6 protein-coding genes, 2 tRNA genes and 3 rRNA genes are annotated in these 13,416 nt (G+C 33.3%); 8 read left to right on the top strand and 3 right to left on the bottom strand.

Features of this window, described 5'->3' with window-relative positions; all coding sequences use genetic code 11:
* Positions 1-8 precede the first annotated feature (8 nt).
* Complete coding sequence (locus tag ACKU3H_RS00420) at positions 9-2,288, bottom strand: ABC transporter substrate-binding protein (protein ID WP_320035000.1); 2,280 nt, start codon at positions 2,286-2,288, stop codon at positions 9-11.
* Positions 2,289-2,415: 127 nt separating this feature from the next.
* Between ACKU3H_RS00420 and ACKU3H_RS00415 the strand changes: the two genes are divergently transcribed.
* From ACKU3H_RS00415 to rrf, 8 genes are all read left to right on the top strand, one after another.
* A complete protein-coding gene (locus ACKU3H_RS00415; RefSeq protein ID WP_320034999.1) occupies positions 2,416-2,985 on the top strand; it encodes an aminodeoxychorismate/anthranilate synthase component II in 570 nt (189 codons plus the stop codon).
* Entirely contained in the window at positions 2,982-4,178 is a 1,197-nt protein-coding gene (locus tag ACKU3H_RS00410) for a hypothetical protein (protein WP_320034998.1), read from the top strand. Before ACKU3H_RS00415 ends, ACKU3H_RS00410 begins: the two co-directional genes overlap by 4 nt.
* A complete protein-coding gene (locus tag ACKU3H_RS00405) occupies positions 4,178-4,807 on the top strand; it encodes a type II secretion system protein (RefSeq protein ID WP_320034997.1) in 630 nt (209 codons plus the stop codon). Before ACKU3H_RS00410 ends, ACKU3H_RS00405 begins: the two co-directional genes overlap by 1 nt.
* A gap of 356 nt (positions 4,808-5,163) precedes the next feature.
* Positions 5,164-6,681: ribosomal RNA gene (locus ACKU3H_RS00400) — 16S ribosomal RNA — on the top strand.
* A 104-nt stretch (positions 6,682-6,785) separates the two neighbouring features.
* Positions 6,786-6,862 (top strand) — tRNA-Ile (locus tag ACKU3H_RS00395).
* A gap of 22 nt (positions 6,863-6,884) precedes the next feature.
* Positions 6,885-6,960: transfer RNA gene (locus tag ACKU3H_RS00390), tRNA-Ala, on the top strand.
* Between the two features lie 338 nt (positions 6,961-7,298).
* Positions 7,299-10,178: ribosomal RNA gene (locus ACKU3H_RS00385) — 23S ribosomal RNA — on the top strand.
* A 147-nt stretch (positions 10,179-10,325) separates the two neighbouring features.
* Positions 10,326-10,441: ribosomal RNA gene (rrf, locus tag ACKU3H_RS00380) — 5S ribosomal RNA — on the top strand.
* Together the 16S, 23S and 5S rRNA genes with 2 tRNA genes alongside form the textbook arrangement of a ribosomal RNA operon.
* 543 nt (positions 10,442-10,984) lie before the next feature.
* On the opposite strand, the gene ACKU3H_RS00375 is transcribed toward rrf, so the two are convergent.
* A complete protein-coding gene (locus tag ACKU3H_RS00375) occupies positions 10,985-11,497 on the bottom strand; it encodes a peptidylprolyl isomerase (RefSeq protein WP_320034996.1) in 513 nt (170 codons plus the stop codon).
* A 10-nt stretch (positions 11,498-11,507) separates the two neighbouring features.
* Entirely contained in the window at positions 11,508-13,388 is a 1,881-nt protein-coding gene (locus tag ACKU3H_RS00370) for a penicillin-binding protein 2 (protein WP_320034995.1), read from the bottom strand.
* Positions 13,389-13,416: the final 28 nt, after the last annotated feature.

The raw sequence follows: 13,416 nt of genomic DNA, 5'->3' as shown, positions 1-13,416 counted from the left end.
AAAAGTGGTTAAACCACTTTTATATCATTCTTTCCATTTTTTTTAACATAATACATAGCATGGTCAACTCTTGTTAACACAGAATCTTTATTATCAGTTTCACTAAAACTTGTTACTCCAAAACTGCAAGTCACTGATCTATCAATATCAAAATCAAATTTAGAAATTTTTTCTTTTAACATATTTGCAATAACTTCTGCTTTTTCTTTATTTGTTTCAGGCAAAATGATAATAAACTCTTCTCCTCCCCATCTTCCAAAGAAATCAGTTTTTCTAATACTATTTTTTATTAATATTGATAAGTTTATTAATACTTTATCTCCATCTTTATGACTTAAGTCATCATTTATCATTTTAAAATTATCTATATCAAAAAATATAATAGATAATTCCCTTTTATATCTTTTTGATCTATTAATTTCATTATCAAAAATTGATGTAATTTTTCTTCTATTATAAATATTTGTTAATGAATCTATATTTGCAACTTTATTTAACTGTAGTTCTATCTCTTCTCTTCTTTTAATCTCTTTATTCATTAATCTATTACTTCTAAAAATAAACAATAAAAGGATTATTAGAGGTATTAATATTTTATAAAGTTCTTTATAATCATGATTGTTTTGATATACAACAGAATAATATTTTGAAGCAATTGATTCTCTATCTTTTTCTGAAATAGTTGTTATAGCTTTATTTAAAAGGTTAATTAACATTTTATTTTCTGCATTAACAACAAGTTTTAAATCATACTTTTCATCAAAAGAACCTATAATTTTTAAATCATTTAATCCTTTGTTTGAAATTGTGTAGTTTAAAGAGGGGATTTTATTTACTATTGCATAAACTTTCTTCTCTTTTAAAAGTAAAATACCTTCTTCTGTATTTTTTACCTCTACAAATTTAATTTTAGGGTAATTGTTTTTGATTTGTTGATAATATGAAGTATATTTAATTATCGCAACTTTTTTCCCATTTAATTCATTTATATCTGAAATATAAGGAGTATTGACAAATGAAGCAAGTCCTATTTTTATCTCTGCAATTGTATCAGTTAATGTTGTTTTATTTGAACGGTCTTTTTTACTAAAAGCATATTTAATTAAATTTGGATTATTTTTTATTTTTTCTAATGAGTCTTTTGAATTATTTACTATTTCAATTTCGCTATTTTTTAAATTTAATCTTTTTGAAATAAGTTTCCAATAGTCAATTTCTATTCCTTGTAAATTTTTATCAAGCATCATTGTAAAAGGTGGGAAATTATTATTACTTAAGAGTTTGATTTTTGTTTGTTTTATATATTCTTTTTGATTTAAAGAATATAAAATATTTGAACTGTTATAAATAAAATCATTAACTTTTGGTATTTTATTATTTTTGCTTCCAAATCCTAAGAGAACATATAAACGTTGCATCTCTTCAATTTTATTTTTATCTATTTGTCCTAATAATCCATCTTCTATTTTGGATAAATTTTTTAAAACTTGTCCTTCATAAATTAATGATTCTAAACTTTTATTTTGAGTGTTGTATTTTTCAAAAATTAACTTTGCAGTCTCTTCTATATTATTAAAGGCATATTCCCAACCTCTCATAGTGGCTTTATAAACTTTTCTTACTCTATTTGAATGTTTATGTAATTCATCTTCTGAAGTAAAAAATATACCACCATAAAAATCAAAACCATAATCACTAGGATTTAAAATATTATAAAGGATATCTCTTTTTTCTAATATATATGGCTCATTTGAAAGATAGCATCCCATAGCATCAGTTTTACCATCAATCAAATCATCTAAATTAAAAGAGTGTTTTTGAAAGTTAATATCTTCTAATTCTAAGCCTTGAGACATTATCATTGAATTTATACTTGCAGCTGATCTTGCATCAGAAGTTAACATCACTTTTTTATTTTTCAACTCACTAGGTTTTGTAATATTTGATTCTTTTCTTGTAATTAAAACCATAGGAGAAGTTTGATAGATAGCATTAAGCAAAATCACTTTTTTATTTTCTAATCTATCAATTATTAATGAGGATTTTCCCACTCCATAATCACTTTTTTTATTTAAAACATCATCAACTACATTTTTATTAAATGTATATTCTTTTATTAAAACATCCAGGTTTTGATTTTTGTAATAACCCTTTTCTTTTGCAACATAATATCCTGCAAATTGGAATTGGTGCAACCAATCTAATTGAATAGATATTTTTTCTAGTTTTTTGGCACTAACTAATGAAGAAAATAGGATAAGTGAGATTATTATTTTAATTAAATTCATAGGTAAATTATATTTAAAATTTTATTAATGTTGTGTATAAAATAGTTGATATTTTAAAATCAAAATATAGTTTAAATATAAAACCTGATATAATCAATATTTTAAATATAATTGAGGAAAAATATATATGATTTTAATGATAGATAATTATGACTCTTTTACTTACAATATAGTTCAATATTGTTTAGAGTTAGGAGCAGATTTAAAAGTTATTAGAAATGATGAATTATCAGTAGAGCAGATAGAAAAATTAAACCCTGAAAAAATTATAATATCTCCAGGACCAGCTACACCTAATGAAGCAGGTGTTTGTTTAGAAGCAATTAAGTATTTTGCTGATAAGAAACCAATTTTAGGAATTTGTTTAGGTCATCAAAGTATTGCTCAAGTTTTTGGAGGAGAGGTTATTCGTGCAGAGAATATGATGCATGGAAAAACTTCAAAAATGAAAAGAGTGAAAGATACTAAGATTTTTGATGGTTTACCAAATGAGTTCACTCAAACAAGATATCATTCTCTAACAGTAAAAAAAGAGAATCTACCCTCTTGTATTATTCCTACATCTTATAGTATGGATGATGATGAAATAATGTCTTTAGAGATTGAAGGAAAAGATATATATGGTGTTCAGTTTCACCCAGAATCAATAATGAGTGAACATGGATTTACAATATTAAACAACTTTTTAAAATTATGAGTTTAACAGATAATATTTACAAATACATATTTTATTCAACACTTTTTGTAGTATTATCAATTCTTTTTTTTACAGTAGATGGTTTAAGCATTTCTTATAAAGAGGCTTTAAACGTCTATGTAAATAATTCTTTATTATCAATAATAACTAATGGCTCAATTTTTATTTTTGGTGAAAATGACTATGCATTAAGAACACCTTTTATCATTACTTATTTTCTTAGTGTTATTTTAATGTATAAATTAACTGATAACCTTTTTAAAAAAAATCTAGATAGATTAATCTCTATTTTAATATTTATGTTATTGCCAGGTTTACTTAGTGCAGCATTATTGGTTAATAGTGCAATTATTGTAACTTTTTTAACTATAGTATATTTGTATTATTTAAAGGTAACACAAAAACATTCTTATGTATTACTATTACTTTTTCTTTTTATAGATAATTCCTTTGCAATATTTTTTCTAGCTTTGTTCTTCTATTCATTAAAAAAAGATGATAAAAAACTTTTAGTAATATCTTTAGTACTTTTCTCAGTCTCTATGGCTTTATATGGTTTTGATACAGGAGGAAAACCTAGAGGATTTCTAGTGGATACTTTTGGTATCTATGCTTCAATATTTTCACCTTTGCTATTTATCTATTTTTTTTACACTATATATAGAGAAGGGGTAAAAGGTGATAGGGATATTGTTTGGTATATTTCAGCTACATCATTGGCTTTCTCTTTATTGTTTTCTTTTAGACAAAGGATATATATAGAGGACTATGCTCCTTTTGTAGTTATCTTTTTACCATATATGGTAAAAAACTTTGTACATAGTTTTAGGGTTAGACTTCCTCAGTTTAGAACTAAACATATATATATAACTATTTTTACTTTAGCCGTACTTATACTTAATGCAACTATAACAATTTTTAACAAGCCACTATATTTATTATTAGATAATCCAAAAAAACATTTTGCCTACAAATATAATATAGCAAAAGAATTAGCAGAAAAACTAAAACAAAACAATATTAATGAAATTGAAAGTGATGAAAAAGATTTAATATTGAGATTAAAGTTTTATGGGATTAAAAAGGGTCATAAATATTTTGTTTCTACGAGAGATCAATATTATTTTGATAAAAAAATAAATATTGATTATCTAGGTAAAACAGTAGCGAATGCTTACATTATAGAAAACTGATGAAAAAGAGTTATTCTTTAATTGAATTAATTCTTGTCATCTTTCTTATCTCTATTCTATACTATTCAATTTCATTAAATAATCATAATAACAAATTAGATGAACTTACTAATAGAATAGTATTGTATTTAAAGCAAGCAAGATACCAAGCACTTATAGATAATAAAAAAGAAAAGAATCAAGAACTTTGGCATAAAAAAAGATGGACTTTGAAATTTTTTAATTGTAAAAAGAGTGTAGGTGGAATCTATTATGTTATATATAGTGATAGTAATATGACAGGTCATCCTAATTTGGATGAATCATTAAAAGACCCCTTAACAAAAAAAAGAATCTACTCTTCTAATAGTTGTGAAACAAATGAAAAAACAAGCAAATATGTGTTGTTAACAAAAGAGTTTAATATAAAAGATGTATTTATATCTTGTAATAATACCTCTTCAATAGGACAAATTTCATTTGGAAGTGAAGGAAAAGTTTACTCAAAATTAAGTAGTAAAGAAAATGAATCTGATGAGTATGAGATAAAAGAAAGATGTAAAATAGAGATAAGAACAAAAGAAAATGAGAGAAGAGAGATAATAATAGAAGGAAGAAGTGGATATGTATATAAAGAGGAAAGACCATAAAAAGGGGGAAGTTGGAAAAAAGAAGAAAAAAAAGAAACAAAAAGAGGAAAGAATTTAAAAATTTAAGCCAGAAATAAGAATAAACCCTTGACAAGCTTAAAAAAATCTATTATAATTCCCGTCCAATTTCAGAGGAACGACACAAAGTTTTGAAGAGATGGATGATCTTTAAAAACGAAGGTTTGTTAAGAGAATATAATCTTTATAAACCGAATATGATAAACAAAAATATAACAACAAGAATATAAGTAAATTATATCCTTGTCTATTTTAGAAACATAAAGCTAAGCTTTACAAATGAGATTTAATATTTGTTACATAAGTAATAAAATATAAGTCAGAGAATCAAATTTTTTATTATGGAGAGTTTGATCCTGGCTCAGAGTGAACGCTGGCGGCGTGCCTAACACATGCAAGTCGAACGAGAACGGACTTAAGCTTGCTTAAGTTGTCAGCTAAGTGGCGCACGGGTGAGTAATGTATAGTTAACCTGCCCTCTAGAAAGGAATAACAGATGGAAACGTCTGCTAATGCCCTATATGCCCATAATACAAAAGTATGCTGGGGAAACGCTTTAGTGCTAGAGGATGGGACTGTATGGTATCAGATAGTTGGTGAGGTAATGGCTCACCAAGTCAATGACGCCTAACTGGTTTGAGAGGATGATCAGTCACACTGGAACTGAGACACGGTCCAGACTCCTACGGGAGGCAGCAGTGGGGAATATTGCACAATGGAGGAAACTCTGATGCAGCAACGCCGCGTGGAGGATGACACTTTTCGGAGCGTAAACTCCTTTTATATAGGAAGATAATGACGGTACTATATGAATAAGCACCGGCTAACTCCGTGCCAGCAGCCGCGGTAATACGGAGGGTGCAAGCGTTACTCGGAATCACTGGGCGTAAAGAGCGTGTAGGCGGATAGATAAGTCAGAAGTGAAATCCTATGGCTCAACCATAGAACTGCTTTTGAAACTGTCTATCTAGAATATGGGAGAGGTAGATGGAATTTCTGGTGTAGGGGTAAAATCCGTAGAGATCAGAAGGAATACCGATTGCGAAGGCGATCTACTGGAACATTATTGACGCTGAGACGCGAAAGCGTGGGGAGCAAACAGGATTAGATACCCTGGTAGTCCACGCCCTAAACGATGTACACTAGTTGTTGCGATGCTAGACATTGCAGTAATGCAGTTAACACATTAAGTGTACCGCCTGGGGAGTACGGTCGCAAGATTAAAACTCAAAGGAATAGACGGGGACCCGCACAAGCGGTGGAGCATGTGGTTTAATTCGACGATACGCGAAGAACCTTACCTGGACTTGACATTTACAGAACTTTCTAGAGATAGATTGGTGTCTGCTTGCAGAAACTGTAGGACAGGTGCTGCACGGCTGTCGTCAGCTCGTGTCGTGAGATGTTGGGTTAAGTCCCGCAACGAGCGCAACCCACGTCGTTAGTTGCTAACAGTTCGGCTGAGAACTCTAACGAGACTGCCTACGCAAGTAGGAGGAAGGTGTGGACGACGTCAAGTCATCATGGCCCTTACGTCCAGGGCTACACACGTGCTACAATGGGGCATACAAAGAGCAGCGATACCGCGAGGTGGAGCAAATCTCAAAAATGCCTCCCAGTTCGGATAGTAGTCTGCAACTCGACTACTTGAAGTTGGAATCGCTAGTAATCGTAGATCAGCAATGCTACGGTGAATACGTTCCCGGGTCTTGTACTCACCGCCCGTCACACCATGGGAGTTGAACTCATTCGAAGCGGGGATGCTAAAGTAGCTACCCTCCACAGTGGATTCAGCGACTGGGGTGAAGTCGTAACAAGGTAACCGTAGGAGAACCTGCGGTTGGATCACCTCCTTTCAGAGAAGAGAAGTTAGATTCGTTTCTAACTTCCAAAGCTATCAAAGATAGCAAGTTTATCATGTTCGGTTTATAAAGATTATTTCAAAGAATAGGTGAAGAATGGGCCTATAGCTCAGCTGGCTAGAGCGCTCGACTGATAATCGTGAGGTCCCAGGTTCAAGTCCTGGTAGGCCCACCATATAATAATCTGATTAGTATGTGGGGATATAGCTCAGCTGGGAGAGCGCCTGCCTTGCACGCAGGAGGTCAGCGGTTCGATCCCGCTTATCTCCACCATCTATTAAAGCAAACAAGAGTAAAGAGTTTGAAAAAAGCTAAATATAAGTTCAATAAAAAGTTTGAATTTATATTTGGTTTTCAAAGAACCAAAATGATATTTAAAAACATAATGTTAAAGTCTTTAATTTTTTCGTTTAAATCAATATCTTTCGTATGAAGATGATTTAAAAAACAAAAAAATTTCATATCTAAAAATGATTATGTTAATAAAGCGATTTATTAATATAAAAAGTATAGATAGACACAACTGTTTTATTGAGCTTAAGTTCAATAAGATAGTAGCCAAGGAATAATTATTCAAAAAAGGTAGAATAACGAAAGTTATTTTATTCTCAAAGAAAGCTATAAAGGGCTAATGGTGGATGCCTAGACTGTAAGAGGCGATGAAGGACGTACTAGACTGCGATAAGCATCGGGGAGCCGTCAAGAGGCTTTGATCCGGTGATTTCCGAATGGGACAACCCAGCATGTTAAGCATGTTATCCTTTCGAGGAGGCGAACCTGGTGAAGTGAAACATCTCAGTAACCAGAGGAAGAGAAATCAATTGAGATTCCCAAAGTAGCGGCGAGCGAAATGGGATTAGGGCATTAAGTGATAGCATTTTAAATAGGTGAATTACCTGGAAAGGTAAAGCATAGAAGGTGAAACTCCTGTAACCGAAATTTTTAATGTGGTACTAGGCTTAAGAACGAGTAGGACGGAACACGTGATATTTTGTCTGAATATGGGAGGACCACCTTCCAACCCTAAATACTACTTACAGATCGATAGTGAACAAGTACCGTGAGGGAAAGGTGAAAAGTACCCCAGTGAGGGGAGTGAAATAGAACCTGAAACCATTAGCTTACAATCATTCGGAGCCCTATGATTTATCAGGGTGACGGACTGCCTTTTGCATAATGAGCCTGCGAGTTGTGGTATCTGGCAAGGTTAAGCCAAGTGTGAAGCCGTAGCGAAAGCGAGTCTTAATAGGGCGAATTAGTCAGATGCTGCAGACCCGAAACGAAGTGATCTATCCATGAGCAGGTTGAAGCTGGTGTAAGAGCTAGTGGAGGACCGAACCGGTAGGCGTTGAAAAGTCTTCGGATGACTTGTGGATAGGGGTGAAAGGCCAATCAAACTTCGTGATAGCTGGTTCTCTCCGAAATATATTTAGGTATAGCCTTATGTAGTAACATATAGGGGTAGAGCACTGAATGGGCTAGGGCTGCTTACCGCGGTACCAAACCCTATCAAACTTCGAATACTATATGCGTAATCATAGGAGTCAGGCGTAGGGTGATAAAATCCTATGTCGAGAGGGGAACAACCCAGACTAACAGCTAAGGTCCCTAAGTTACATCTAAGTGGAAAACGATGTGGAGTTACTGTGACAACCAGGAGGTTGGCTTAGAAGCAGCCACCCTTTAAAGAAAGCGTAACAGCTCACTGGTCTAGTGATTCTGCGCGGAAAATATAACGGGGCTAAGATGTACACCGAAGCTTTAGACTTGATTTATCAAGTGGTAGGAGAGCGTTCTATTCAGCGTTGAAGATGTACCGGTAAGGAGCGTTGGAGCGGATAGAAGTGAGCATGCAGGCATGAGTAGCGAGAATTAAGGTGAGAATCCTTAACGCCGAAAACCCAAGGTTTCCTACGCGATGCTCGTCATCGTAGGGTTAGTCGGGTCCTAAGTCGAGTCCGAAAGGGGTAGACGATGGCAAATTGGTTAATATTCCAATACCAACAAATAAGCGCGATGTGGGGACGCATAGAGTTAATCGAGGTCACTGATGGAAGTGTGGCTCGAAGGACGTAGGTTGTTACTTAGGCAAATCCGGGTAACGTTAGACCGAGATCTTACAGGCTCTTGACACTCTTCGGAGGAGATAGAGAATCGATGATACTGTCGTGCCAAGAAAAGCCACTAAGTATATTATTTGTTGCCCGTACCGTAAACCGACACAGGTGGGTGGGATGAGTATTCTAAGGCGCGTGGAAGAACCCTGGTTAAGGAACTCTGCAAACTAGCACCGTATCTTCGGTATAAGGTGTGCCTACCTCTGTATAGAGACTTGCTCTCGAAAGCGGAGAAGGTTGCAACAAAGAGTCCCTCCCGACTGTTTACCAAAAACACAGCACTTTGCTAACACGTAAGTGGATGTATAAGGTGTGACGCCTGCCCGGTGCTCGAAGGTTAACTGATGATGTTAGCGTAAGCGAAGCATTTGATTGAAGCCCGAGTAAACGGCGGCCGTAACTATAACGGTCCTAAGGTAGCGAAATTCCTTGTCGGTTAAATACCGACCTGCATGAATGGCGTAACGAGATGGGAGCTGTCTCAACCAGGGATCCAGTGAAATTGTAGTGGAGGTGAAAATTCCTCCTACCCGCGGAAAGACGGAAAGACCCCGTGCACCTTTACTACAGCTTGACACTGTAGCTTGGATATTCATGTGCAGGATAGGTGGGAGGCTTTGAAACTTGGACGCCAGTACAAGTGGAGCCAACCTTGAGATACCACCCTTGAATATTTGAGTTACTAACTGCGAGAAGTTATCCTTCTTCAGGACAATGTCTGGTGGGTAGTTTGACTGGGGCGGTCGCCTCCTAAAAAGTAACGGAGGCTTACAAAGGTTAGTTCATGGCGGATGGAAATCGCCAGTTGAGTATAATGGCAAAAACTAGCTTGACTGTGAGACATACAAGTCGAACAGAGACGAAAGTCGGTCATAGTGATCCGGTGGTTCTGTGTGGAAGGGCCATCGCTCAAAGGATAAAAGGTACGCCGGGGATAACAGGCTGATCTCCCCCAAGAGCTCACATCGACGGGGAGGTTTGGCACCTCGATGTCGGCTCATCGCATCCTGGGGCTGGAGCAGGTCCCAAGGGTATGGCTGTTCGCCATTTAAAGCGGTACGCGAGCTGGGTTCAGAACGTCGTGAGACAGTTCGGTCCCTATCTTCCGTGGGCGTAGGAAAGTTGAAGAGATTTGTCCCTAGTACGAGAGGACCGGGATGAACGTACCACTAGTGTACCAATTGTTCTGCCAAGGGCATCGTTGGGTAGCTACGTACGGATGTGATAAGAGCTGAAAGCATCTAAGCTCGAAGCCAACTCTAAGATGAACTTTCCCTGAAGATCCCAGCAAGACTAGCTGGTTGATAGGCTAGATGTGTAAGCGTTGAAAGACGTTTAGCTGACTAGTACTAATAGATCGTTTGGCTTTTTTATATAATTTCTTGGTTTACTATCTTATTGAGTTTAACTCAGTATTGTGTTCAAGACGTTAGAGATAACGCAAAGACTTAACATTAATTTTTATAACTCATAAATGTGAGTAAAGAGATATATTTTTAAAATACTTTCTTTACTCATATTGCTGGTGGTTATAGCGAGGTGGAAATACCCGGCTCCATTCCGAACCCGGAAGTCAAGCACCTCTGCGCTGATAATACTGCAGGTTTCACTTGTGGAAACGTAGGCCGCTGCCAGCTCTTGAGTATTTTTCTTAAGCTTCATTCAATTCAACACTGGTTGTCTTGCATGAAGCTTTTTTTTAGCCTCTTTTTTTACTCTGAATTCTTCGCTTATTATTTATCTTATTTCATTAGTTTTTATTTATTACTATAGTTATGTTTATTTACTCTTGAGGCTTTATATATTTGTTTTAGTTGCTTTTTAATAGTTCTTCTTACTTTATTATTAGCTTTTATTTCTTTAGGTGTTTTTTTACTTGTATTTTTATGTTCTTGCGGCTTTCTTTTATATTCTTATCATTTATTGCCTTTTTTACTTACTTAGCTCTCTTTGCTCTTTATAGCTATGTAATTGGCTTCTTATTCCTCTTAGCTCTTTTATTATATATTTATGTGTTTCTTCTTTCTTTTTTAGCTCTTTACTGAATCTAGATAGTATATATTTGTATTTGTTTTAATGATAAGATTGTAGGAAAAATTTAAATTATATTATTTAAAAAATTAGTTAGATTAGTTTATATTATATGAGAGATAAGGAAGTTTAAATAAAAGAGAAGAGAATTAATCTCTTTGCTCTTTTATCTCAATAGAATCAATAATATCACCTTGTCTAATACTATCTAGTACTTCAAAACTACTTTCGTCATTTTCTTCAATTCCACCAAATACTGTATGGTGTCCATCTAGATGTGGACAATCAACAAAACATATAAAAAATTGGCTTCCTCCTGTATCTGGACCAGCATGTGCCATTGATAAACTACCTCTATTGTGTACTTGTCTATCTGAGTCAGTTTCACAAGCAATAGCCCATTCTGGACCTCCAGCACCTGTTCCATCTGGACAACCACCTTGTGCCATAAAACCAGCTATAACTCTATGAAAATTAAGCCCATCATAAAATTTATCATTTGCTAATGTAGCAAAATTTGCAACAGTATTTGGTGTTTCTTCATTAAATAACTCTAACCAAATTACACCTTTTGATGTAGTAACTTTTGCATATTTAAATTTTGATAACTCTTCTTTTGAATATTCATACTGTTTTAATTCTTTTCTTCCAAAACCAAACATTTTTATCCTTTTATTTTTTATCTGAAATTATATCGTTTTTTGGTGTTAGATAGTTTAATCTAACAAGATTATTAATGATCTCTTTAAATACTGGCACTGCTGACCATGAAGCATAATGGTAATACCAATGTTTACCAGTTGATACAGGATCAATTACAGTAACTCCAATAGTATAAGAGTTCTCTCCATCATTTACAAAACCAAAAAAAGATGAAATATATTCTTTTAAATATTTCCCACCTCTTGCAATTTGGGCAGTCCCTGTTTTTCCACCTATTTCTAGACCTGGAATTTGAGCTTCTCTACCTGTACCTTTGTCAACTGTTTTTATAAGTAATCTTTTTATCTCTTTTGCAGTTTTTTCAGTGATGATTTTTTCATCTTTAATTTTATCTTCTTTATATTTGTTCCCATCCATTTCTAGATAAGAAACTATTTTTGGAGTTACAGCAACTCCATTATTATTAAATGCTGAATAAGCTTTTAAAACTTGCATAAATGTAGCTGTCATACCTTGGCCATAAGATACTGTTGCTTTATAAACATTATCTTCACCTTTTTTATCATTTGCTGCAAATTGCCAAACTTTAGGCATTTCTCCTTTTTTCTCATAAGGTAGGTCTATCCCTGTTTTTCTTGTAAATCCAAATCTTTTCATACCTTCAAAAAACTCTGGCCCACTTAACCTTTGTGCAAATTGTAATGTTCCAATATTTGATGAAAAAATGAGTATATCATCAAGAGTAAGGTAATGTTTTTTAAATCTATGGTCATCTTTAATTGTAAATCTACCTAATTTATATCTTCCTCTAGGAAATTCACCTTTACTATTAGCTTTCCCTTTTGTATTATATGCAAATAAAAGTTCATTTCTTTTAATTCTATTTTTATCTAAAACTAATGCAATAGCGATAGGTTTTATTACTGAACCTGGTTCAAATTGGTATTCAATAGCATTTACATTTAATGAGGGTATATCTTTTTGATATATCTTTTCAGGGTTAAATCTATTAGAAGAAGCTAAAGATAAAACCTTACCTGTTTTACTATCCATAACTGAAACTATAATCTCTTTTGCTTCTAGTTTCTTTTTATAAATATCTAAAATCATTTCGTTGTTTTTTTGTAGTTTTAATGGGATATTTAAAACAATATTAGCTCCATCAATTCTTTGTTTAATTGTAGAGTTTCTATTAAATGATATATAAGATAATACATCTCTATTGCCACTTAAAATTCCATCTTTACTATCATTTAGTAAATCATCATATTTTTTTTCTAAGCCTTTTATACCCTTAACTCTTGTTTTATCATTTTTAGTTTCATATTTTGTGATATATCCAACAACAGGTGTTAAAGTATTCTCATATGAATAAACTCTTTTTTCTCCACTTTCATTTATACTTAAACCTCTTAAAATTTTTCCACCTGGAACTTTTCTTGCTTTAAACACATCAAGTCGTCTAAGTTTGAAACCTAACTCTTTTAAGTTTTTTGCAGTTTTTGAGTCAATATTATATGAAAGTACAAGATTCCCTGGGCTATTTCTTAAGGCATCATCTAGTTTTTTTTCAATTTTTTTATATGGGATATTACTATAAATAGAAAAAAGTCTTATGAATAACTCTTTTTTATTTTCATCAAGATGTCTAGTATCAATAGAAGCTTTATATATTTTTTTTGATGTTGATATTTTAAAATTATCAGAACTTACTATATCTCCACGCACTGCCAATTCTTTTTTGGAAGTCTCTAATGAAGGTAACCTTCGGTAATCTTTCATCGTGTCAAATATAGAGATTAGTAAAATAATTAATAAAAAAAGTATAAAGAAAAACAAAATCATAATTTTCTTGATTTTGTTATCTTTTTCCTTAAAATTTGAAGACATATTTATCCATAATATAATATAATAAAAA

It is taken from the genome of Halarcobacter sp., from assembly GCF_963675975.1.
GTDB lineage: Bacteria > Campylobacterota > Campylobacteria > Campylobacterales > Arcobacteraceae > Halarcobacter.
The sequence above is the reverse complement of the archived record's forward strand: the minus strand, read 5'-3'. Positions and strand labels throughout refer to the sequence as shown.